The sequence below is a fragment of the Nakamurella antarctica genome (assembly GCF_003860405.1).
GTDB classification, from domain to species: domain Bacteria; phylum Actinomycetota; class Actinomycetes; order Mycobacteriales; family Nakamurellaceae; genus Nakamurella; species Nakamurella antarctica.
The window spans coordinates 2,823,111-2,846,446 of the sequence record NZ_CP034170.1 but is presented as its reverse complement, the minus strand read 5'-3'; the positions used below and the strand labels follow the sequence as shown (position 1 = coordinate 2,846,446).

Annotated in this window: 20 protein-coding genes; 13 read left to right on the top strand and 7 right to left on the bottom strand. The window is 59.3% G+C overall.

Annotation, left to right across the window (positions count from 1 at the left end; all coding sequences use genetic code 11):
• Positions 1 to 8: 8 nt before the first annotated feature.
• From EH165_RS12815 to EH165_RS12805, 3 genes are read right to left on the bottom strand one after another with little or no spacing between them, the layout of a single operon-like run.
• Positions 9 to 3,293: a type I restriction endonuclease subunit R gene (locus EH165_RS12815; protein WP_124799795.1), complete on the bottom strand. Its 3,285-nt coding sequence runs from the start codon at positions 3,291 to 3,293 to the stop codon at positions 9 to 11.
• Positions 3,290 to 4,540: a restriction endonuclease subunit S gene (locus EH165_RS12810; protein WP_124799794.1), complete on the bottom strand. Its 1,251-nt coding sequence runs from the start codon at positions 4,538 to 4,540 to the stop codon at positions 3,290 to 3,292. Before EH165_RS12810 ends, EH165_RS12815 begins: the two co-directional genes overlap by 4 nt.
• Positions 4,533 to 6,935, bottom strand: coding sequence for a type I restriction-modification system subunit M (locus EH165_RS12805; RefSeq protein WP_124799793.1), 2,403 nt, complete (start codon positions 6,933 to 6,935; stop codon positions 4,533 to 4,535). The genes EH165_RS12810 and EH165_RS12805 overlap by 8 nt, the downstream gene beginning before the upstream one ends.
• Before the next feature lie 243 nt (positions 6,936 to 7,178).
• Between EH165_RS12805 and EH165_RS12800 the strand changes: the two genes are divergently transcribed.
• From EH165_RS12800 to EH165_RS12790, 3 genes are all read left to right on the top strand, one after another.
• Positions 7,179 to 7,538 carry a transposase gene (locus EH165_RS12800; RefSeq protein ID WP_124799792.1) on the top strand — a complete coding sequence of 120 codons (360 nt, stop codon included), beginning with the start codon at positions 7,179 to 7,181 and terminating at the stop codon, positions 7,536 to 7,538.
• Positions 7,535 to 8,428, top strand: a complete 894-nt coding sequence (locus EH165_RS12795) for an IS3 family transposase (RefSeq protein WP_164479224.1) — start codon at positions 7,535 to 7,537, stop codon at positions 8,426 to 8,428. The genes EH165_RS12800 and EH165_RS12795 overlap by 4 nt, the downstream gene beginning before the upstream one ends.
• 958 nt (positions 8,429 to 9,386) lie before the next feature.
• Positions 9,387 to 10,184 carry a hypothetical protein gene (locus tag EH165_RS12790; RefSeq protein WP_124799790.1) on the top strand — a complete coding sequence of 266 codons (798 nt, stop codon included), beginning with the start codon at positions 9,387 to 9,389 and terminating at the stop codon, positions 10,182 to 10,184.
• 57 nt (positions 10,185 to 10,241) lie between these two features.
• On the opposite strand, the gene EH165_RS16900 is transcribed toward EH165_RS12790, so the two are convergent.
• Complete coding sequence (locus EH165_RS16900) at positions 10,242 to 10,826, bottom strand: molybdopterin dinucleotide binding domain-containing protein (protein WP_124799789.1); 585 nt, start codon at positions 10,824 to 10,826, stop codon at positions 10,242 to 10,244.
• 106 nt (positions 10,827 to 10,932) lie between these two features.
• On the opposite strand from EH165_RS16900, the gene EH165_RS12780 reads away from it, so the two are divergent.
• Positions 10,933 to 11,418: a cupin domain-containing protein gene (locus EH165_RS12780; protein ID WP_124799788.1), complete on the top strand. Its 486-nt coding sequence runs from the start codon at positions 10,933 to 10,935 to the stop codon at positions 11,416 to 11,418.
• A gap of 59 nt (positions 11,419 to 11,477) precedes the next feature.
• Complete coding sequence (locus EH165_RS12775) at positions 11,478 to 12,215, top strand: prolyl oligopeptidase family serine peptidase (RefSeq protein ID WP_164479222.1); 738 nt, start codon at positions 11,478 to 11,480, stop codon at positions 12,213 to 12,215.
• A 339-nt stretch (positions 12,216 to 12,554) separates the two neighbouring features.
• On the opposite strand, the gene EH165_RS12770 is transcribed toward EH165_RS12775, so the two are convergent.
• Complete coding sequence (locus tag EH165_RS12770) at positions 12,555 to 12,881, bottom strand: hypothetical protein (RefSeq protein WP_124799786.1); 327 nt, start codon at positions 12,879 to 12,881, stop codon at positions 12,555 to 12,557.
• Between the two features lie 448 nt (positions 12,882 to 13,329).
• On the opposite strand from EH165_RS12770, the gene EH165_RS12760 reads away from it, so the two are divergent.
• The 3 genes from EH165_RS12760 (at position 13,330) to EH165_RS12750 (ending at position 15,727) form a co-directional block, all read left to right on the top strand.
• Positions 13,330 to 14,226, top strand: coding sequence for a hypothetical protein (locus tag EH165_RS12760; protein ID WP_124799784.1), 897 nt, complete (start codon positions 13,330 to 13,332; stop codon positions 14,224 to 14,226).
• A 438-nt stretch (positions 14,227 to 14,664) separates the two neighbouring features.
• A complete protein-coding gene (locus tag EH165_RS12755) occupies positions 14,665 to 15,114 on the top strand; it encodes an excisionase family DNA-binding protein (RefSeq protein ID WP_124799783.1) in 450 nt (149 codons plus the stop codon).
• Between the two features lie 37 nt (positions 15,115 to 15,151).
• Positions 15,152 to 15,727 carry a PIN domain-containing protein gene (locus EH165_RS12750; protein ID WP_124799782.1) on the top strand — a complete coding sequence of 192 codons (576 nt, stop codon included), beginning with the start codon at positions 15,152 to 15,154 and terminating at the stop codon, positions 15,725 to 15,727.
• Between the two features lie 18 nt (positions 15,728 to 15,745).
• On the opposite strand, the gene EH165_RS12745 is transcribed toward EH165_RS12750, so the two are convergent.
• Entirely contained in the window at positions 15,746 to 15,940 is a 195-nt protein-coding gene (locus EH165_RS12745) for a hypothetical protein (RefSeq protein ID WP_124799781.1), read from the bottom strand.
• A 522-nt stretch (positions 15,941 to 16,462) separates the two neighbouring features.
• Between EH165_RS12745 and EH165_RS12740 the strand changes: the two genes are divergently transcribed.
• Both EH165_RS12740 and EH165_RS12735 read left to right on the top strand, forming a co-directional pair.
• Positions 16,463 to 17,977, top strand: a complete 1,515-nt coding sequence (locus tag EH165_RS12740; protein ID WP_124799780.1) for a hypothetical protein — start codon at positions 16,463 to 16,465, stop codon at positions 17,975 to 17,977.
• 204 nt (positions 17,978 to 18,181) lie between these two features.
• A complete protein-coding gene (locus EH165_RS12735; protein ID WP_124799779.1) occupies positions 18,182 to 19,174 on the top strand; it encodes a DUF368 domain-containing protein in 993 nt (330 codons plus the stop codon).
• A 108-nt stretch (positions 19,175 to 19,282) separates the two neighbouring features.
• On the opposite strand, the gene EH165_RS12730 is transcribed toward EH165_RS12735, so the two are convergent.
• Positions 19,283 to 20,539, bottom strand: coding sequence for a metal-dependent hydrolase family protein (locus EH165_RS12730; protein WP_164479221.1), 1,257 nt, complete (start codon positions 20,537 to 20,539; stop codon positions 19,283 to 19,285).
• 220 nt (positions 20,540 to 20,759) lie between these two features.
• Here EH165_RS12730 and EH165_RS12725 point away from each other — a divergent pair, with 220 nt between their 5' ends.
• The 3 genes from EH165_RS12725 to EH165_RS12715 all read left to right on the top strand — a co-directional run bounded on the left by EH165_RS12725 (position 20,760) and on the right by EH165_RS12715 (position 23,269).
• Positions 20,760 to 21,167: a DUF6153 family protein gene (locus EH165_RS12725; protein WP_124799777.1), complete on the top strand. Its 408-nt coding sequence runs from the start codon at positions 20,760 to 20,762 to the stop codon at positions 21,165 to 21,167.
• 93 nt (positions 21,168 to 21,260) lie between these two features.
• Positions 21,261 to 21,869, top strand: a complete 609-nt coding sequence (locus EH165_RS12720) for a DUF305 domain-containing protein (protein ID WP_124799776.1) — start codon at positions 21,261 to 21,263, stop codon at positions 21,867 to 21,869.
• 83 nt (positions 21,870 to 21,952) lie between these two features.
• Positions 21,953 to 23,269, top strand: coding sequence for a L,D-transpeptidase (locus EH165_RS12715; RefSeq protein ID WP_124799775.1), 1,317 nt, complete (start codon positions 21,953 to 21,955; stop codon positions 23,267 to 23,269).
• Positions 23,270 to 23,336: the final 67 nt, after the last annotated feature.

The window sequence follows — 23,336 nt, the reverse complement described above, 5'->3', positions numbered from 1 at the left end:
CACGCTCGTCACTTCCCCCTCGAAGCGATTAATAACTGGTTTGCTTTGGCAAGTTCCATCAACTTATCGGCTAACGGAGCCTGCTCGTCGAACGGGAACAGGTCGCGGTCGTCAAGGGCGTGGATCAGTTGCCTACGCAGAAAATCTTGCTTCTGCGGGTTCTGCCAAAACCGCACTATGTTGGCCTGCGCCTCGACTTCGATCACAATCTCTTGCGCTAAGTGCACGATATCTAGACGAACCTCCTCGGGCAGCGTTGCACCGGTTGCCAACTCAGCCTCCAGCAGACCATAAAAACGCATCACCAACGGATCGTTGTGTACAGCGCTGCCCATGTCGTCCCCCTGAGCGTCAGAGAGCAATTCGGTTAATGCCAACGCGAGCTGATCCCACTTGTCCGTCAGAGACCTCAGGATCTCGACGAGCCGTTCGGACAACTTGGTGTAGCGAGCCGGATCTTCGTCAAAGTTCTTGCGTATATGGAAGCGAAGCGCATGTTCCATCTCCGACGCCTTGGCCTTATCAGAAGTCAGACCCTGAACTTTGGCTAAGAAGTCCGGGTCGGTGATCGACACCGGCGGAATCTTGGTGGCGATATCGAGGGCGGTTACATGCTCGTCGATCAGTTTGCGGACCTTTTCACCGTACAGAGAACTGTCGAAGTCGCCGAGCCCGTCGTCGCGGTAGCGGCGCTTTGCAGCCAGCGAGACGATCCCCAGACGTTTGGCGTCGCGCACGAACGGCAGCGCCTCCGGGCGCGGCATGACGGTGTCCATGGTGGACAGGAACTGTTTCAGGAGCACTCCGAAGCGGGCGCGGAGAGCCTCATCCTCCAGCACCTGCACGCAGGCCTCGACATCTTGGGCAGTGTCGAAGCTATCGATGCCAGCCTGGGCAAAGACCGCAAGCACTCGTGCATGCTGATCTTGCAGTTTTGGCAACTCGTCCTTAATCGAAGCCAGCGCGCCGATCGCATCTTCGGCATCTTCGGGTGCATAGGCCTTTAACGCCTTTTGCAGGTGCGCACCGACCCCGTAGTAGTCGACCAGTAGTCCAGCACTTTTACCGGTGGCGGTCCGGTTGACGCGAGCGATGGCCTGCAACAGTTCAGCGTCTTGGATCGATCGGTCCAGGTAGAGCACTTGCTCGATTGGCGCGTCGAAGCCGGTCAGCAGCATGGTGCGCACGATCAGGAAGGCCACCGGGCTGGTCTTATCGCTCAACTGCCCGAGCTTCTTTTTGAAGTGTTCGATCGAGGCGTCCTGACGCGACTTGTCGGTCCACTGCGCCCAGGTCGGATTATCATTGTGGCTGCCCGAAATTACGGGGACGAATTCCAACGCCTTGAGTAACTCGATCTGGGGAGTCGCACGCACTAGCACCTGCGTCTTGCGGTCCAGGCTGTCGATATCGACTGCATCACCGTCGTAATCGGCACGCAGATGAGCGGGGAGAGCCTCGATCTGAGCCACCAACTCATCGCGGGCGATCATCAACGCTCCGCGGTAGCGAATGGTCGCGAGCCGGCTTGCTGCTGTGACTTGCGCTTTGAAGCCATTCGGCATCACGGTCGAAACGTAATGCCACAACATTGATTTCGCCTTAGCCGCAATCAAGTTGGGTGCTTCGAGCACCGACCCGGCTGTGGCGTAGCGGGTTTTCAGCTTCTCGATCTCGGCGTCGGTGTGTTCAGCGAACATGTCTTCGAAGAGCTCATCTAGGTCGCTACCGCCGGCCACCGCGCCCTTGGCTGTTCTTCCCTCGTAAAAGATCGGCACAACAGCGCCATCTTCCTCGGCCTGCCGGATCGTGTACCTATCTATGAACTCGCCGAAGATCGACTCGGTGCGCTTTTTCCCCTCGCGCATGATCGGTGTACCCGTAAACCCGATCTTGGCGGCATTCGGCATGGCAGCCATCAGGTTCGCGTGCAGGGTCGACGTCTGCGACCGGTGAGCCTCATCGACCATGATGAGAATCGACTCATCGGTATTCAGCACGCCGAACGACTCGACATTTTCGTCACCGTAGAGGCCCTGATCCTTCGAACTCTGAGTGTCCGGGTCGCGGTACTTGTGAATCATGGCGAATACAAGTGCCGGGCCGTGTTCAGCCAACATCGTTCGGAGATTGGCGGACTTCCGAGCACGCTGAACAGTCTCGCCGGACATAATGGCGGTCGCAGCCAGTTGCTTCTCAAGGTCGGTCCGATCAGTGATAATGACGACCTTGAAAGACCGCAGGACCGGGTCAGAGCGCATCGCACGCATCAAGAACACCATCGTCAAGGATTTGCCTGAGCCTTGGGTATGCCACACCAATCCACCGCGGCGGTCGTGCTCGCCGTCGATTTTGCGGGTCTCCCCGGTGCGGAGGCGGTTAACGGCTTTGAGGACGGCGCGGTACTGCTGATAGCGGGCGACGATCTTTATGCGTCGCCCATCTGCCTCCTGAAACAGCGTGTAGTGCCGAATGATATCCAGAAGGTTTGCGGGAGTAAGCATCCCAGCAACGAGCAGCTCTTGCCCTGTGAGATCGGCGGCAGGTTTGCCCAAGTGATCGGCCAACTGGTCGCGGCTCAGCGGTGCGGCGTTTTTCCATTCCAGGAAGTGCTCAGGCCCAGAGGTAAACGTGCCGACGCGAGCCTTGTCTCCGTATGTCGAGACGATGAACTGGTTCGTCCAAAATAGCTGCTCACAACCCTCCGGTGCGCCAAGATCGCGCTGATTTGCGTAGCGCCGCAACTGGTTGATGCCCTCGGCCATTGGATCAGTGACGTAAGGACTTTTGCACTCGATCACGACCAGTGGGATGCCGTTGACGAACAACACCACATCGGGCACCACAAACTTCTTGGATTGACCGCCAGGTTCATCGACACGGAACTGACTGACCGCCAAGAAGTGGTTGCGCTCCGGATGATCGAAATCGATGAACTTGATTCGTTGGCTGCGACCTTGATCCCACTCCGTAAGTCCCGCAATTGTCACGCCTTCAAGGAGGCGCTGGGTCAGGCGCTCATTGATTTCGACCAGCTTTCCGGTCTCCGTGCGAGTCAGCGCGGAGCCAGCCTCGGACAGCCGTGAGTCATCAAGCCAAGGCTGACCATCGGGACCGGGGTTGTTTTGGCGCAGCATCTCGCGTAGGCGCGCCTCGATCAACGGTGCACGAAACGTTTCGCGACCAGTGACGGCTGGATCCGACTTCGAGCCTTCGACATGCGACCAACCAAGACCTACCAACTGATCGAGCAGTGGCTTCTCGGATTCGATGTATTCCGGCCCAAGGCTCACAAGGCAGTCTCCAGTGGCACGCGAACTCGACCAGTCAATAGGTCGGACATTAGACCAAGCTTTGATTGTTCTTGCTTTCGCGCGGCCTCAATTTCAGCGTTCAGTCGAGAATCGACGGCCTTGACCATCGAAGCTGCTCTGTTCTGTTCGGACAATTCTGGAATTGCAACGCTAAGCCGTCTTATCTGCGCTTGAGAGATATTCTTTTGCGAACTGCTTCCGCCCATAAGTGACTCGATCTGACGGCGTAGCGGAGGACTTGACAGTAGAAGAGACAAATAGAATCCGTTAACACTTGATTTTGGAACGAGTCTCAGCGTTTTGTCCGATAACATTAATCCGCTGCGCGTCGATTCTACAAACGCAACTCGGCCTACGAGGTCGCCGACGCCATTAGCCCGAACACATAAGACATCGCCATCTTTGACTTCCAGGGCCGGGCGTGCAGGCAATCCGGGTGGAAGAGTCTTAGATTCTTCCTGTCTGTATTTTCCTGTCGAAACCGCACTCACCTTCAGAACGCCCCAAGCCCCGGCAGCGGGCGCCCGCTCGTAGCACTCCGGGCTCCAGCCGGCGTCAATTTTGACGAGAAATTCACTCAGGTCATGTTCCGGACGTTCGTCAGTTGACTGAAGAAACATTCTGTCAAGCATGCCGCGCCTGATCAGTTCTAGTTTGGCGATGATCTGCCTGGTGGCGTGGATCTGATCGTCCAGAGTGTCCAGAATCTTGGCGATCCGGCGCTGCTCGGATAGTGGAGGAACATCGACTTCAATTCGAAGGAGCGCCTCGTCTGCGAAGTTGGTCTGCGACTCGGCCATTCCCGTTGTTCGGCTATTTAAGTAGTCCTGGGCAGCATCGGTTGATAGAAGCCCTGCCAGCACTTTCGGCACAACCATTGCTGTCTTTGGCCTGAGGCCGACCATCTTGCCCGAGACCATCAGGTGCGGACGCGTAGCCGCGACGAGTACCACGACGCCGACACGATGGCGTGGCCCAGCTTTGGTTATCAGGACGTCACCTTGATGAACCTCGAGCGCTTCCTTTCCCCAGTACAGCCGTGGAGGCACTTTGTGCGCGTTTTCATTCCAACCAGACCAAGTTACTGCGGTCGTTTTGAGGAGGCCCCACTCTTCAGCCGCTGCAATTTGACGTTCCTCACATGTCGGACTCGGACCAGTGAACTTTCGATCGATTAATTCACTGAGCGGGTGAGTCGACCACCCAGTGACTTGCGAATTACTCATACCCCAGCTCCTTCAAAAATCCTGCGAGCTTCTGGGCCGCCGTGTCACGTTCGTGTTCGAGGCTAGCTAGGGTCACCCGGTATTTGTTCCACCAGGTTTCGAACGCGTCGACAATGACTTGACGGTGTCGGGTCACTCGTTGGTCTGCGACGTTGAGCAGTTCGGTTCGGAAGAGGTCGAGGACGAGTGTCTGCGCAGCGGAGTCGTCGAGCGTTTGGCCTGAGGCATTGAGTTTGTCTGCAAACGCCGCCGTCTCGGACTTGAGATTTTTTCTGGCTGTCGTCAGTTGCTTCTTGAGCTTCGTGACCTCCGCGGGTGACAGTTGCTCATCAACCTCGTCAGCGTCTTCGTCGTCGGTTTTGGCAGTCGCGGCCTTAATCGTCGATTCGAGTTCCGCAACATCGATGTTGAGAGCTGCCAAGCCGTCGAGGTACTCAGGCAGCATAGCGCGCGCAACTTTATGGTCGAGGGGATCAACCTTTGACTTCTCTTCGTCTAGGGCATCGAGGACTGTACTGACCCATGCGTCGATCAGGCCTTTGAATCCGATGGTGGCGAGGGTCTTGAGATCAGGTTGATTCTTACCCCACCAGGTGGCGATGATGCCACTCACTACGAACCGGTCAAGCATGCCGATCGGTGCCAGTGCTGACTGGAACGTACCTACCAACTGCTTTCGTAGGTCGATCAAGTCAGCCGTGGTCTGGAGCTCTGTAAATCGACCTTGCTCGGCCGTCCACCAGCATTTGATCGCCTGTGTGATGGCAGCTTCGGCGTCCACAATCCCGGTGTTGGTTTCGATCATTTCCTTGAGGTCGCGTTTTATGGTGATCGTGGACATGAATTGCAGGTAGTCGGCGTCACGCTCGACCAGAAGGTCGTCAATGTTCAGACCGTGATTGGTGAACAGCTCCGACTTGGCGTCCACCTCAGACTTGGGGATACCGCCGTGCAGATGCGCGCGCACATCCTGTTGCTCCGGCGCCGGGGTGGTGTCTACGTAGCGTCGGATGTTGAGGTTGTCGTCATTCTGGGCAAGTTCCTGGCGGCTGACGACTTTGGCGAATGCTGGAATGTCGTCGAATTCACGGTATGCCGAGACGATTTTTTCTATGTGTTCGGGCTCGATAAGGTTCTGGGCGCGGCCCTCGCGGTAGGCGCGGTCGGCATTTATGAACAGCACTTTGCCGCGGCGCTCTGCGGGCTTTGCTCCTTTGTGACGCAAGATCAGGATGCACGCGGGAATTCCAGTACCGTAGAACAGGGATGGGCCGAGGCCGATGACCGCTTCGATGATGTCGTCTTCAAGTAGGCTGGCGCGGATTCTTCCCTCTTCACCGCCACGGAATAGGACCCCATGTGGCATGACGGTGGCGACCATTCCGTCGGTGCGGGTGACGGCGAGCATGTGCTGGACGAACATTAGGTCGGCTTTCTTGCCGGACTCTGGGGTATACCCGTAGCGGAAGCGTTCGGGGAACGGAATGCCGTCTTTGCTGTAGTTCAGTGAAAACGGAGGGTTGGTGAGCACGCGATCGAAGCGCATTAACTCGCCGCCCTGGATGTGGGCTGGGTCTTCTAGTGTGCCGTCGTTGTTGTTGCGCAGGTCAGCGTCGAGGATGCCGTGTAGCAGCATGTTCATTTTGGAAATGGCCCAGACGCTACCGTCCTTTTCTTGCCCGGCGAGAGCGAGGTTGCGGCTGTTGCCGCCGTTTTCTTCGACGTAGTCCTTGGACAGGATCAGCATTCCACCCGAACCGGTGCACGGGTCGTAGACGCTCATGCCTTCCTGGGGATTTGCTATCTGGACCATCAGGCGCACGACGGAACGCGGAGTGTAGAACTCGCCGCCCTTCTTGCCTGCGGAGTCGGCGAAGTCTCTGATTAAGTACTCGTATGCCGCCCCGAGTAGATCGGGGAACTCAAAGCGATCTTGGCGCAAGGGTTCCTTGTTGAAGTGCATGATCAGTTCGCGGAGTTTCTTGTCCGACATCGACGCCTGACCAACTTTGCGGTTGAAGTCGATGTGTTGCAACACCCCGTCGAGAGCGGTGTTGCGTTCTTCGAGTGCCTGCAAGGCTTTGTTCAGTTCGTCGCCGACGTGCTTGTGCGCGTGGTCGCGCAGGTAGGGCCAACGGGCACGTTCTGGAACGAAGAAGGTGTTGTAAAAAGCAGAGTTCTCGGCCCGCTTCTCGGCTTCGGAATGGTCGCGGCCCTTCGCGAGCTGATCGGCGACGACCTTACCCCGCTCAACTTCGAACTGGTCCGATGCGTACTTAAGGAACAGCATCCCGAAGATGTATTCCTTGTAGGAAGAAGCCTCCATTGAGCCGCGCAGAACGTCGGCTGCTGAGAAAAGATGTCGTTCGAGTTGCGGAAGAGTCAGGCGTGCCATGGGCTGACTTTAACGGTCCCTGGGTTTTCCACGTGTGCGGTGCCTACCAGCGCGCGTGGCGTCTGTTCCCTCTCGGGTCACCGACTCGCTCGTTCGCAGCGATGACGGTCCCCTGAGCGCCCGATTTCTCCTGATGGTGCGAGGAAGTGATCGTGGTGGCCACAGCGACCTTGGCCTCAAGAACTTTCTGTGCCCGGCCCGCAGTTTGGTCATCGAGACTTTGAGGTCCTCTGAGGTTCCCCCGTGGGAGTGGACATCGATCTAGCGGGCCTTCGGGCCTGCTGGGAGGATGTCAATATGTCGAATTCACGTCGGGTTTTCACCGCGGAGTACAGGGTGGAGGCCGCGCATCGGGTCATTGATTCCGGTCGCACCATCGCCGAGACAGCGAGGGAACTCGCCGTTTCTGAGCAGTTACTGGGCCGTTGGGTGAAGGAGGAACGGGTCCGGATGGCGGCGGCCACTTCGTTGGGTGAGGCGCCGTTGGACGGCGCGGAACGCACCGAACTGATCCGGCTGCGACGGCAGGTCGTTGAGCAGGAGAAAGACCTCAGTTTCCTGAAAAAAGTATCGGCGTACTTTGCCGCGACACAACCAAAGTGAGGTTCTTTGAGTTGATCGCAGCACAGTGCGCCAACCACCCGGTGGAAGTTATGACCCGAAACCTCCCGGTGTCCAAGGCCGGTTACTACACCTGGAAGAAGCGTTGCACCGCAACGATTTCCACCGAGGTGGCCCAGGTCCGCTTGGATCGGCAGGCGAAGGTTTTAGCGATCCACAGGGAGTCGAAAGGGACTTACGGATCGCCTCGGGTCACCGCTGAGCTGCGCGCCAGGGGTGAGCTGATCACGGAGAAAACAGTGGCGCTGATGATGGCCAGTATTGGTATCGCCGGGATCAGCCCGAGGACGTTCAAGACTCGCACTACAATCGTCGACCCGAACGCCTCATTCCCCCCGGATTTGGTGGACCGGGTGTTCAACCAAGGCCGACCCGACACAGTATGGACATCGGATATCACCTACCTGACCTGCGGTGAAGGTGATCTTTACTTCTGTGCGGTGAAAGATGAACACACCAAACGGATCCTGGGTTTCAAAGTCGCAGACCACATGCGAGCTGACCTCGTCGCCGACTGCCTGATAGCTGCCGCCGCAGTTCGGGACCAGAAAGTGACAGGAACAATTTTTCACTCCGACCGCGGAAGTCAATACACATCAACACTTGTCGCCGACACGGCAACCCAACTGGGGCTGTCAAGGTCGATGGGTGACACCGGCATTTGTTGGGACAACGCCGGAGCGGAAAGCCTGTGGTCAACTTTCAAACACGAGTACTACTACCGCCACACCTTCATCACCAAAGCCGAGCTGACCGCCGCAGTGACCGACTGGGTCCGGTTCTACAACCACCAACGACGGCACTCAGCCATCGGCTACCTGAGTCCAATCAACTACGAGATAGTGTGCACCCAGGCCAACCAGGCCGCCTAAACCGTCCACTCCCACGGGGGAACCTCACTCGGTTGTTTTGGGGCGCGTGTGGTGATTGCGGCGTCCCGGGGCTATGAGCCCCATATCAAAAGTCCACTCGTCGGTTATGGCGGTGGCCCGGTTAATCTTTGCTCAGCTGACGCCGTCCTGTTGGTCACCGCACTAACGCGAAGCAATTCGCAGCATGGGTACTGCTCCCGCGCGTGAAGGCAATATTGAATTCTTGATTTGTTGAAGTCTTCGCTGATCAACCACCCGAAACCAAGAATTCAGACCAAGGCTTCAACGCAACCCCAGAAAGGCAACCACCTCCACCCCCGAACCCGTCCGAGCAACCGCGGGAGGTCGCGCCGGGCACGGCTCCCACTCCGGCAGGGCTTTCGTCATCTGTAGAGCCCCCGAAACACTCCCCATTTACTCCCCGGAAACCCCGAGAACACACGAGATATCAGCAGATCTCGACAGATGTCGAAACCCTGAGAACGGTTGCAGGGTAACATCTATCAAGAAGTATTGATGACTGCAGAAGGTGCCAAAAGTTATCGCTCTGGTCGCAGGTTCGAATTCTGCCGGGGGCACCACAGCGCGATACGGGGAAACCTCAAGCAATGCCGGGCCAGAGTGTGGTTGCGCCTAGGTCGCCCCGCTCGAACGGAGCGAGAGCTACAGCAACTCCTATGTTGGCATCGCTGCCACTCCAACCCCAGCCACTCGAAGCCAGCCACTCGAATCCCATCCCGCTGAACAGACGGAGGCGGGGATTTTCATTTGGAGGCACAAGGATCGCCACACCAAATTCCTATGTCCGATTTGTCCTCAAGGATGGTATTCGTCACGTAGTGGGGGATAGATTCAAGCAGCTAGCAGGACCACCGGCATAAGCACGGCTCTGTGTGCCGCTCAACTGGGTTGCGCGTCGCCCAAAACAATATGCCTGCCGCGAAGAGGAGACAGCGACATGACAAGTCCAGCAACAATCCGGTGGACAGCAGCCAAGCAGCGCTCCGCTCGGCGCGTCTGGGTCGCCATGACTGCAGTAGCCCTGCTCACCGCTTCCGCCTGCGGTAGCGAAGTGTCTGGAAATACCAGCACCGAGGGCGGCGCCACGAGCCCGGGAACCATCTCCTCGCCGGCGGCGCCGACTAGCCAATCTCCCGCTACTGAATCTTCGAGTACCGACCCCTCGTCATCTGAGACACCCCCGTCCGACGAGCCCAACTCAGGAACCCCCACAAGCTCTCCATCGGATGACGGCTCCGGAGTCCCGCCCAAGGGAGGCGAAGGCCAGACTCAACCGGGCGCGACCCTGAGCCTGACCGATACCGCCACGCTGCGGAGCGAGTTCGCTGGTGACGCGGGTATTTTCACCTACACCGATTTCAAGATCGTTCAGGGCACCGTTGAAGACTGGTTCGAATTGGGAGTCGATTCCACCAGCGTCGTAGGGCTGGTTCCGTGGTACGTGACGGTGACCATCAAACAAGAGGAGGGAGCGCTCGCCTTTGCTTACGCCAACTTGGAGTCCGACATACGACCAGTCACCGACCTGGGCGAGATGGTCTTGAACGCGGGCGGGTACGGCGAGCGCGTCGGCTGTCTGCCCGCCTTCTACAACGATGGTTATGTTCTTGGTGACTCATACACCACCTGTTCTGTATGGAAAGTGAGTGAGACTGAAAAGATCGCCGGCTTGACCTGGACAGGCGGGTATGACGGCCCCTATTACGAAAACCCGGTGAAGTGGGTCGTCGGCTAAGGCATTTACCTGGCCGCTGCTACTGGTGGCTCGAACGCGCGAACCATAGGCGGCGGGTCAGTTTCCAGAAGCAAGACCTGAACGAGGGCGTGTGCTCCGGAGCACCCTTGGGCGAGCCGGGAAGTGCTTTGGTCCGTGGTGAGCACAGGGGGTTTCCGTGGACGCCGATTCGGTCCCGTCAACGATCTGCGGGTCAAACCAGGCCCCGGTAGGAAGCTCCACCACATCCCGCCGGATATTCGCGGTGACCAGCACACCCGCGAGGCATTCCCCTTTGCTGTGGGATACCCGAACCACGTCCCCGTCTGCCAAGCCTCCCTCCGCTGCGTTTTCGGGGTGAATCCGAATTCGCTCCCGGCCGGCGACCTTGTGCGCCCTACTGGGTTCACCCATATCCATCTGGCTACTCAAATGGCCTGGGGCTGGTCCGCGATGAGGTGCAGCGGGAACCGTGTGGCCACGAGCGATCCCAGCCACTCCTCTGGTTCGAGCCAGGTGGGGGGCCCCGGGCGGTCTCGTAGCCAAATCCAGCAACCACGGGCGAGGACGCCTGGTTGCGTCCACCCGGCGTCCAAAGCCGGTGCGATACCGGATCAGCCCGATATTCGCCGAACAATATGTGCTCCCGCGCGCTGTCGGCATCGGGCACCTGCCAGATGCATTCGGTCCCGAACGCACCAACTCTTGTGTGTCGATTTGGGGTCTGCCATGCTGGCGTCACCCATTGAGCAGGTGAAGAGGAGCGACTATGGAGATCCAACAGGGTGAAGAAATTATCCTGGGCGATTTGCCCAAAGGTATTACTCTCGCCAGCGAGGCGATGGGCAACAGGACTTGGAATGTTCTAGGGCACACCTATTTGTCGAAAGTGGAAAGCTCAACTTCTTTTGCGTGGCTCTCGCTGGACCCTGCGGGCACCGGTGTCCCCCCGCACGTCCACCCCAAGCAGGACGAGCACATCTACGTGATGGAGGGCGTTTACACTCTCTACCTCGACGGAGAGTGGACAACCGCCGGTCCGGGCGACACTGTGCGTCTGCCAATGGGATTGCCACATGCTTATTACAACAAGCAGGAAGCCCCGGCGAAATCGTTGTTTTGGGTCAGCCCGTCAGGACAACTCGCGACATTGTTCAGCGAACTTCATAACCTCTCCGACCCCGACGAAGTAGTTCGACTCTCGGCGTTGCGCGGCGTCGATTTCTTGGCACCGGGAACGGTCCCAGGAGCTTAGGGGTCCCCAGCGGTGGCGCCCAGCGCCACCGCCAACCTACTTCCGAGAAGATGCGTCCCGTGCCCTCACCCTCCTCTGCGACCGAAGAATTGGCGTACGGTAGCGACGAAGATCAGCAGGTTTCTTTCGGCTGGCCAGATTCGGGCCGAGTGCCGCGCGGGGTGGTGGCCCTCATCCACGGTGGGTACTGGCGTTCGCGCTACGACGCCTCCTTGATGGACCCGCTGGCCGGCTCGCTCCGGGAGAACGGTTGGATGACGGCCAATATTGAATATCGGCGCGGGCGCTCAAATCCCTGGCCTGCCCCGCTTGTCGATATCCGCGCGGCACTGGTGCTGGTCAGGGACTACGCGCGAGCCAAAAGTGTTGGTGGGCCGCGTATTTCCGTAGGGCACTCGGTAGGCGGCCAGCTGGCGTTGCTCACCGCCGAACTTACGGACGGAGTCGTGGCTTTGGCACCGGTGACGGATGTCGGGCGGACTTACCGCGAGAAGCTGGGGGAGGACGCCGCGTTGGAGTACTTCGGCGCCTCACCCGAGCTGGCCCCATCCCTGTACCGCGAGGCCTCGCCCACACAGCAGCCACTGAGCGACACGCCCCTGTTGATCCTGCATGGAATCAATGACGACCGCGTTCCGATTTCGCATTCCCGGGACTTCATGGCCGTGGCCCAGCCACAGGTCTCGCGCGCAGAGTTGATCGAATACGAGCAGCTAAGCCATCGGGACGCCATTGATCCCGCAGCCGTCCACTGGTCTGACGCGCTCACCTGGATCGCAGCGATCACTGCCTCCTGAGTCCGAGAATTGCGGCGTCAGGATCCAGAGGAACTGGTGAGGGTGGAAAGCGGTGTGAACGGCACCTATCCGATCCGCGCAACCGCGCCCCGAAATACAACAATTCCCCGCGAAACCAACTCTAAAGCGATGATCTGCGGCGATGGTGCACACCTTGGGCGCACACCCCGCCGGCGACTCACCTCTTCGCCATCTCAGCAGGATCCACCACGTGCGCAAGCCCTCGGGGGCCCCTCTCGTTGCCGCGAATTTGCGAGTGACGGCGACGATGGGGCGTTTATCGTGAGGTAGTGAAATTGCTCCCGCCTGCCCCGCACGCGGGAGCAATGCTGAGTTGCGTTAGGCGCTGAGGAGTTTCATGTTGTCGCGCTGTTGTTCGATCACGACATCATCCCACCCGGCAGTGTGACCGCCCGTTGCATGGAACGCCGACCGCACCGATGACCGAATTATAGCTGTTGCGACATCAAAGTCCGTAGCCGAAGCGATGGTTTCGATCTCAACGAGAAACTTCCCTACATCCACAGACACTGCGGAATCGAACAACCCAGTGCCCGACTCTTCCAGTTTCAACATCTCTTCCATGATCGCTTCTGCCACCGTGGGCATCTGATCGCGGGACAGCCCTATCAGGCGAAACTCACCGTGAAAACTTACTTGTCTCACGACTGTTCCTTCCTCTTCGAAGGATGACATGGCTGGCGTTCGAGCCACCCCAATGCATCCTTGGCATAATTATTGCCGCTCGGAGTCAAATGTATCCAGCGGCGATGATCGCCGCATGGGCACTTGACTGAGTAGTATTTTAGCGGGTCCTCGATCGTCCAGCCCGCGTCATCGAACTTTTGTAGGAGGAGCTCCAGTTCCTTCTTCTGGTGCTTTCTCCAATATGACACGCAGTTATCATCCCACGACGTGGATGACGAGGTTGTCACATTTTGGCACCAACGTCTGATTGCAGGCCGCGCCGTCAATCTGACTTCTGGTGAACTCGATGAAGGGAGCCGACCCGCCCCCCAGCATCATTTGGGGCACGCGGAATTAAGCCGAGGACTTCCTCGCTTAGGCAAAGAGCTGTGCCACCCACTCGAAGACCAGTTGTTAGTGTCGCGCTGTGACAACACCTACTGCTCTCTCTGTAACCCGTGGAGTTCAGTGCTGCACCGGATTGAACGAGTCTGGCACGGTTGACCAGCTGGCCTGGTACGCAGCGACAGGTGAAGCATGGGCCTGCCCTGTGTGCACGACAGGCCACACCGCGTGGGACGCGATCCTGAAGATTTTAGCCACGCCATCTGATCTATGGCACCCCATTCGGCTGGCTGGCGGCGGTCAGAGTATTTCGCACCTGACGATTACAGCCAGCGACAGCCCATTCCCCGTGAACCTGACACTCGCTGGCGTTCCTGAAGGATCTCGTGCGCTTCGGATTGTGGCTACCCCCTACGAGCATCCGCTCGTTTTGGCGATACCGTCCCAATCCCTGGGTGCGCCGCCTAATTTTGAAGACGACGTGTACATCGTCGTATCTACGCTCGGAGGGAGAGAGCGGAATCCTTGGACGCGGGCAACCTTGTCGCTGAGCATCCCATGGGCGCCAGCTGATTCGGCCAGTGTCTCCCACGAGTTACTGCAAAGTGCGATGGTCGCCTTCGCTGATCGAGACTGGAAGCGCGCAGCCCTGGACGCCAATTCTGCGGTCGAGGTTGCTTCGAAAGAACAGACCGCCCCCATTCTCGAAGGGGTCAAGCGGCACAAAAAGATCACGCCGTTCGGGCCGGAGCAACGGCTGGTGTTGCTGGAGGCAGTAGCTCTCGCACAAGGCAGACCGTCATTGACTCCCGAAATTCGGGAGTTGCTATCTGGTCTTGCCGACTACAGAAATAACTCTGCGCACGGCGGAATGAACTCTGATGGCGACAAGCTGGCGCCGCTCCTTGCTGCAGCAGTGTGTGGGCTCTGGTGGATGTGGGGGCGCGCTGACGTCGCCCGCCCAGCGACCTCCGATTAGACGCTTAGTCGATCCCCTTCGCCACACCCAGACAGTTCCCGACTGCCCTTGTTCCAGTTGATCTCGGTCGCCGCCTTCATCCCACCGCGACCGTGGATGACACGACCTCCTCCAGCAATAAGTAGGCAGTGTCTCCCAAAGCAATTCAAGACACGCCCCAGCTCTTCGTTCCATATCTCTTCGGCACCGGGGACTGTCTCATAGCCATGGACACCATGGCCACGGACATCCTGCGCATACCCGTTGGTGATTTCAACCCGTGACCCCGTCGACAACTCACATTTCCGTACCTTCAGGGTCAGCGATTTCGCAGTCATTCCTACGCGAAGCACCGAAACCACCATCGGGCATTATTGACGGGTCTCGTCGCACCCTTGCACTTACAACTGCAAGAGTGCATACTTGCAAGTGCAACACCAGAGTCCTTAAGGAGCCATCATGTCGACCATCCTTGCCAGCACTCGTGACCGCGAGCTGCTTGCAGCTTCTGCTGTCGAGCTAGACCAGGCAAAGCAGGTCGTAGACCATCTGAGCACCAATACATCCCTACAGCTGAGCATGAATCGATCCCGAGGAGATGATCTGGTAGAGATTCCGCGGGAGCTGTCTGCCATCATTGCGCAGGTTCTTACTGTCATCGCAAGAGGAGGAACAGTGACCGTCGGGTCCATGCCGGACGAGCTCACTACTTCTACCGCAGCAGAACAACTTGGAGTGTCCCGGCCGACGTTGATGAAGATGATCGATCGCGGTGAGATTGAGGCTCGCAAGGTGGGTTCGCATACCCGTCTGCGAAGCGCCGATGTGATGCTCTTTCGCAAGGATCGCCTAGCTAGACGCCGTGCTGCGTTCGAGGCGCTTCGTGCAATGGAAGACGAACTCGACTGACAGCATGGTGACAGGGTGCTACAAGTAATCAGCCACCATGCCGAATAGGGTTCTCGTAGATGCCAATGTGCTCTACTCTCGCACGCTGCGAGACTGGCTCTGCCTGTTGTATCTCGAGGGAGAACTGCTGTTCAGCGTTCACTGGACGGAAGACATCCTCGCCGAAACGATCTACCGTCTGCGCCGGGCTCACCCTGAATGGTCAGGTCTTGAAATCACTAAAATCAATGACAGTATTCGCGGAACGTTCGAAGGCGGTCGTGTCGACGACTTTTCGGATGACACGTCTTATCAGGGCAACGATCCCAACGATCGACACGTACACGCAGCGGCCGCAACCTGCCACGCCAACATCCTCCTCACAGACGACGCGGGATTTGCAGGGCCTGATGGCGTCGAAGCCGCAGAGCTGCCCTATGAAATCTATAAGCCGGATCAGTTCTTCGTCCTAGTTGACGACGCGTCACCAGACCTTGTCCGCCGCGTAACCGTTGAACAGCAAAAGTACTGGCTGGCCAAAGACGGCAGCGCGAATCTCCCCAATGCCCTGCGCAAGGCAGGCTGCAACGATTTCGCCGAGCGGGTACGGCAACACCTCCAGTCACTAGTTTGAGAGCTAACGATCTTGGTCTCAACCGGAGATTGCACCGCCCTGAATATCCCCAACGATATCTTCGGTGAGTTTGTCCCATGTTTCCTGTTGTTTTAGCCACCCCAGAAGTGCTGCCGCACCGCGCGAGAAGGCCTGGGACGGCCCGGTGAACGGATTGGTGGACGCAGCGCCCACTCCGTGCCCATCGGCGCCGTCCACCAACAGATTTCTCACGCATCTGCCCACGATTAAGCGCCATCACCACTGATCGCCACAGTCATGAAGGCCTTGCGGCGGCTAGTTGGCTCCAGCGCACGCAGTTTTTCGCGGGGCACGCGCGTCACAATCGCCCCTGCCGTAGTTAGTCATTGCGCGTGTCGGTGGTCTGAGCAAGTCCAGCTTGGCAGTTCCTCGGTTCTTCCATTGGCCGTCACCTTCGTAGAGGCTGTGTCGACCCAAATGAGCACGACCCGATGTCTACGACAACTGCGCCAGTTTCCCGCTCCCTTGGCCGCAACAGCAGTCGGAATCCCAGCACCGTTACACTCCGTTGGTCCATACGCGCATTCGAGTGACGGTGAACTCAGACTGTTGATTATCCGTGGTAGTGTCATCCCGAATTTCATTATTCAAGAGTATTTCAACGTATTTTAGGGGCATTCATCACTGAACTAGGTGACAAGGATGCTCGCCACAATTCAGGCTATCCATCGATCCACACCGAACTGACCATTGCACCGACCCTGGGGAACGCACATGATCCGAACCAACCGTGTTTTTCTGGCTCTTGCCGCATCACTGGTGCTGGGCGCGTGCACCAACGGGGAGTCGGGTGTTGCCGGTCTCACCGCCGAGTCGCAATCCGAGTCTCTCGGGCCAATGAGGGATGGCAGCCAGCCAATCACCAACGCAGCGGAATATCTGGCGGAGCTTGATGTGAAATGGCGGGGTGTAACAGGAATCGAGGACCCTGAGGACGCCGTTGTTGGAGATGGCGCGCAGTGCTATTACATACTCGACAAAGTGACTGAAGTGTTCAACCGACAGGCCGCATGCGGCCCAGTTCGGCGGGCTGGCACCGATGACGGGTCCGTGTGGGACATCTACTCGGTCAAGTTGGGATCCGACGGCCCGACTCTCGACGCCCCCGCCTCGGACGAGGCGCCGGGCGGCAACACCAAACCACGAGGACCTTCCATCGTGTCTGCAGACAAGGTTGCCGGAAGCGCTACTCGCCCGGCGGGCAAACTCTATCGACCCGACGGCGCAGTGCCAGAGGCAGGCGCAGACGCAATCCCTGCGCCGGCGCACCCGCGGGCCGACTCGGCGTTATTGGGGTCTTTCAACCTGTCCGGGAAAAAGCTATCGAAGTCTGTAACTATCGACCCGAACACGTCCGTCTTGATAACTCCGTCTGGAACCGTCTCGCTCACCCAAGTCAGCGAAGTCGCCAGTGTCGATGCGGTGAAACCGATCGATGTTTCCTCTGCTGCGATTGACCGGCCTACTGATCCAGCGCCCGGACATCGTTTCGTTGTTTTCACGCTGAAGCTCAAATCGGGGTGGCCGAGCCCTGATCAGCCCGTGATCGACACCTACGGTTACAGCCCACCGGACCTGCCCAAAGCGACATATACCTTCATTGACGACGGACTGAGGACAGACATCACCGATGAGCTAAAAGCGGGCGACACCGGGAACACTTTCGTCGCCTCGGTGAAAGACGGCGCTCCGGCGCAGATCGGAGTCTCGATCGCAGGGCTCGAACAAACGCTCACAGTCGACACTGCCACCCGGGATGACAACCCTCAGGCTCAGACCTTCTACCTCGCCAAACGTAGCCAAGCAGTCGGTGCGTCTCAGCCGACCTTCGTCCAGTCGCTGCCCAAGGAATACGGCAGCACTGCCAATCTCAGGTACGAGGCTCAGGTCAAGACCGTCACCTTCAGCGCTTACGACCCCAACCAGGGTTGGGCGCCGCCCGGACAAAGGTGGGTGCAGGTGATCGTGAAACAGGATTTTGCAGAAGTGGATAACTACTCCACAGACAATTGGGTGATCACCGCCGATGAAAAGAAATACACGCCGGCGCACAAATCTAAAAATATGGATGCGCTCGTCGCGTCCTACCTCGTGCCCGACACCACCAAGGCGATCACCGGCTCGTTCGCCACAGTGCTCAATTACATGTCGTGGAACGCGGATCTAAAGGCCAACGTTGCGGGCAGCGTTTCGGCGCCAGCGATTGAGTTCACTGCCACAGCAGGATGACCGCACCCTCAGCTTTCACCGACATCACTTGGCCCACGAGATAAAGGTGTTCACCGGGCGCAGACGTTGGATCGAATCGCAGGGCGGAAGTGTCATTGGGGTCTACATGAGAAACTAAGCCACGGGCCCCGGCGACCAAATGGGCCAGGCCAGCAGCCACGCAAATCCCGCATGGCGACCCCGCTCCCACCGAAAGGCCCGACGATGACTGCACCCACCGCCGAGGCGTCTACCGAAAAGAGCAAGGCTCGCGCAGCCGTGCGAACCATAGCCGACGTCATCCGCGGCGCACTGATCGGCGCCGCCGAGATCGTGCCCGGCGTCAGCGGCGGCACTATCGCTCTCATCGTCGGCGTGTACGGCCACCTCATCGACAGCGCCGGACATCTGGCGCGGGGCGTCGCGTTGCTGGTGGCTGACGGGCTCCGCGGGCGAGGGCGCGCCCGCGCCTTCGCTCACTTCCGCTCCGTGCGCTGGGGCGTCGTGCTCCCCATCGGGTTCGGGATGCTCGCGGCCATCCTCGTCGGGGCGAAGCTCCTTGCGCCGCTCCTAGAGGAACATCCCGTCGGCACCCGCGCCGTGTTCGCCGGGCTGATCGCCGCGTCCCTGGTGGTGCCGATCCGCATGGCCGGTGCACACTGGCGTCCGCGCGAGATCCTGCTGGCGCTCACCGCGGCCGCGCTCACGTTCGTCCTCACCGGGCTGCCCCGAGCGGGCGAGATCAGCCCGTCCTTATTACTTGTCGCGGTCGCTGGGGCGTTCGCCATCTGCGCACTCGTACTGCCCGGCGTGTCCGGATCATTCCTGCTGCTAACCGTCGGCCTCTACGCGCCGACCCTCGCGGCCGTCAACGACCGCAACCTCGGCTACCTCGGGGCTTTCATGGTGGGTGCAATGCTCGGACTCGGGGTGTTCGTGTCCGGGCTTCAGTGGCTGCTGGCTCACCGCCACCGGGTGACCCTCGTAATCATGACCGGCCTGATGCTCGGCTCGCTCCGCGCACTGTGGCCGTGGCAGGGCGCCTCGAACGAGATGCTCGCGCCGTCGAGCGACGTAGCGCTGGTCGCCGCTCTGTTCTTTGCCGGCGCGGCACTCGTCATCGTGCTCATCATCGTCGAGCACCGGCTGGTGGCCCGCCGGCTTCTCACGGCCGACATTGAGAGCGACCCTGTCCCCGATGCCGCCGACCAGGCTTAGCGTTAGCGCTGCCGGTACTAGCGCGCTGCGGGCTGGCACGAGGCCCCCTGAAAGACGATAGCCAGCAGGGCAGAGAGCGAAATTCGGGCGGCCCACCCCGCCAGCGACTCACCGCCCCGCCATCTCAGCAGAATCCACCACGTGCGCAAGCCCGCCCTTAAACACCGCAGCGGCATAATCAGAATCCCGAAAGATACTGGTGTTGCTGGGGTCTCGCCGCAAGAGAAGTGCGTCAAACACATGCCCTGGGGCGATGCGCCCGTAGCGGCCGGAAACCCCGCAGAGTTCCGCGCCCACCGACGTCGCGGCAAGCAGTGATTCCTCCACGGTGAGCCCAGCTTGGTGCAGCCAATCGATCTCGATCAGGTTGCGACCGTGTTGGTCCCTGGATCCGAAGTCGCTGCCCAGGGCAATCGGAATGCCGTGCGCCTTCGCTATCCGAACGGCCTCGCCGAGACGTTCGCGGAGCGCCCACGCGCTGGACGCAACCGCGGCGGGCAGGGTCCCGTTGTCGGCGAACGTCGCCACCTCTTGATAAATGGCCAAGGTAGGAACCAAATACGTCCCCGCAGCAGCCATCGCCGCCGCCTGCTGCTCCGTCATCAACACCCCGTGTTCAATGGAGCGAACACCTGCTGCAAGCGCGATGTCGAGCCCGGGTCCACCGATGGCGTGGGCCATCACAAACTTCTTGGCCTTGGTTGCCTCGAATACGGCGGTCTGCACTTCGTCCTCGCTGAGTTCGCAGATTTCCACTGCCGCTTCACCTTCGAAGACCCCGCCGGTGGTGCAGATCTTGATCACGTCGGCGCCGGAGCGGATCATCAGCCGCACCGCCTTGCGCATCTCGTCGACACCATCCACGAGAAACGGCGGGCGGCCGGGGTAGTCGGGCGCCCCGTATTCGACGGACAGTTCGAAACCTGGCCCGATCAGGAATCCGTCTGAATGGCCGCCGGTTTGCGAGATCGGCAGGATCGACACCTGCATCCGTGGGCCAACAATCACGCCGTCGCGGATGGCGTCGCGAATACCCGCATCCGCGATGCCAGCGTCCCTCACAAAAGTGACACCAGCCTCGAACGTCTTTCGCGCGTTGACGCCGGTTTCGAGATTTCGGTACGAGAGCGGGGTCTTGAGCAATTCATGCTCATTGAAACTGGACCAAGCGACGTGGGTGTGGCAATCGAAAACCCCGGGCATCAGCCACAAGTCGGCGCAGTCGATCTGTTCGGCGCCAGCGGGAGCGACGATATTCGATCCCGTTGCAACCACAACGCCGTCGCGGACGTGCACATCCGAGGGTGAGGTGAAGCCCCCGAGTTCGTCCATGATCGCGGCGCCCCGGAGTACCAGGTCCGTCATGAAGGCACCACCAAAAACAACGCAGACACCCACAGCACAGCCGAAACCGACACAGGTGACCCACCCATACCCGCCGGGCTGGCTCCGACGGTGACCGAACTGGTGTGAGACATGGATGACGGTCCTTCTGCGAGTGATGAGTGTCGCTGGCGGAATCGACGCTAGTCCAAGCTTCCAGTTTCCCGAACGGCGGACGCCTTCCCTGAGTAAGGTGAGGTAAGTGATCACCTCGTCCTCCCGCGCTGCCGTGTGGCTGATGCGCGTGGTCATGGTGGTGGGTGTGTTGGCCGGGGTCCTCCTGATGCACTCATTGGTGGTGGAGCCGGCAACTAGCGGCGCGTCCGCTGCGGGCGTCTCGCATTCGGCGCAGGCGCCGGATCATCATGGCGGCTCGACGAGCCCAGAGCAGCAGTGCGATTCCTCTGGGTGTTCTGACCATTCGGCGCTGCATATCTGCATGTCGATACTTGCCGCGGTCGGTGCCACCCTGGTATTGATGCTTTATGGCCGGTTGGTCCGAGATGCGATCACCGTATTTGTTCGTCCGGCGATGGCTGGCCGTATGCAAGGCCGTGCCCCACCGTGGTCCCACCTGTCTCTAGAGAAACTTTCAGTTCTGCGTCTGTGAACCCGTGCCCATTTCGTGCACAGGATTTTCCGCATGCCCGCATTCAGTCGGGACTTGCGCATTCACAACCGTTGTACTGAAGGAGCTTTCCCGATGGATACTAAATATTTGTTGACCGGAGTGGCCGCTGCAGCCGCCCTCCTACTTGGCGCATGTGGAACTACTACAGCGGCCACCTCATCCGATGGTTCCCAGGGTATGGGGGCCATGACATCGATGGTGTCGGCGGCTGATCCAGTGCTACCAAGCATTTCCAGTGAGTACAACGACGCCGATATCGTTTTTGCCACGGACATGATCCCGCACCACATTCAGGCGGTGGAGATGGCCGAAATGGTTCCGGGCAGCGGCGCGTCACCCGAGGTGGCCGCATTGGCGGCGCAGATTCAGAGCGCCCAGCAACCCGAAGTCGACCTGATGCTGGGATTCCTGGACACCTGGGGTCAGAAACCTCCTGGCCATGAGATGGGCCATGACATGGGCATGATGAGCGAAGCCGACATGACTACTTTGATGGGCACGTCGGGTGGAGAGTTCGACAAAATGTGGCTGACGATGATGACGGCGCACCACGACGGAGCGATTCTGATGGCCAAGGCCGAATTGGCAGCCGGCTCCAACCCCCAGGCCAAGGATTTGGCAACCAACATCATCACCGCCCAGCAGATCGAAATCGATGCGATGGCAGCCCTTTTGAAGTAGGGCAGCCCCGCCGGTGGAGCATCGCACCCGGAAATGAAACACCGTGGTGCGGTATTCGCCGTCCCGAAGGACGGAAGTGTGTAGTGAAGATCAAAACCACAGAATTCAGTCAACGTTTTTCCCTGAGACGTCAGCGCTGGTGGGGCATTTCCGTGATGGTGACAGCCGGGCTAGTCGTGAGTGCCTGCACCGCCCCATCGGATGTGATTGTCACCGAAACTGCCACGCTGGCACCGGCTGCCGCACGGGATGAATCCTCGACGACCACCGCGCCCGGCACGGAAGCCGAGACAGCCGGGACCACGCCGTCAGTGGAGCCCGGTCTCAATATCGTGTCGATGCCTTCTTTCGGCTCAGCCGACTTGGCGCCAGTTACCGCGGTGACGATTACCGTCTTCAACGCCTCTATTACCGCGTTGGCGGTGACGTCGGACACCGATCAAGCGGCGCTGACCGGGCAAATCAGTCCGGACGGTTCGACGTGGACATTGACTGAGCGGATGTCCTACGCCACCACCTACGAGGTCAGCGGCAAGGCCACCGGCCGGGACGGCGTCGAAGCTCCGATCACGGGCACGTATTCGACAGTCGCCCCAGCGGATACCCAGCGGGCTTCGTTCCAACTCATCGAAGGCGGCGTGTACGGGGTGGCGGTACCGATCATCGTGACTTTCGCCGGCACTGTCGCCGACAAGGCCGCTGCAGAGCGAACTTTCAAGGTCGTCACCGACAAGGACGACATCGAGGGGTCCTGGGCGTGGCTGCAGGAAGAGGACATCCAGGGCACTGGAACCTTCCAATCCAGGGCGCACTTCCGCCCGGAGGAGTACTGGCCCGGCAACACGAACGTCACGGTCACAGCGGATCTATACGGGGTCAACCTGGGCGGCGGGGCGTGGGGCAGGGAGGATTTGGCCCGCAATTTCACCATCGGTAGATCCCAGATCACCATCGCCGATGTCAACACCTTCCGTCTCGTCGTGAATGTGGACGGGGTGGAATCCAAGAACTACCCGGTGTCCTATGGGCGCAGCACCGAGGACCCGGAGCTTGAAACGCGCAGCGGCGTCCACGTGGTGCAGGAGAAGTTCGACGTATTCGAAATGTGCAACCCTAAGTACGGCTACTGCGGGTTCAAAGCCAACTGGGCTGTGCGGATCAGCAATAACGGCGAGTTCATCCACGAGAATGCAGCTGTGACAGCATCTTTGGGGATCGAGAACGTTTCGCACGGATGCGTAAACATGAGTCCCGCCGACGCCAAGGACTTCTACGACAATGCCCTTTACGGGGACCCGGTTGAAGTCTCGGGCACCAGCACGCAACTGAGCCCCGCCGACGGCGATATTTTCGACTGGACCTACAGCTACCAGCAGTGGCGGACCTTCTCAGCGCTATGACACCACTTCACCCGAGGCCGAGCGCCTCAACGCCTGAACTCGACAGTCAACATTTTCAAAGAAAAAG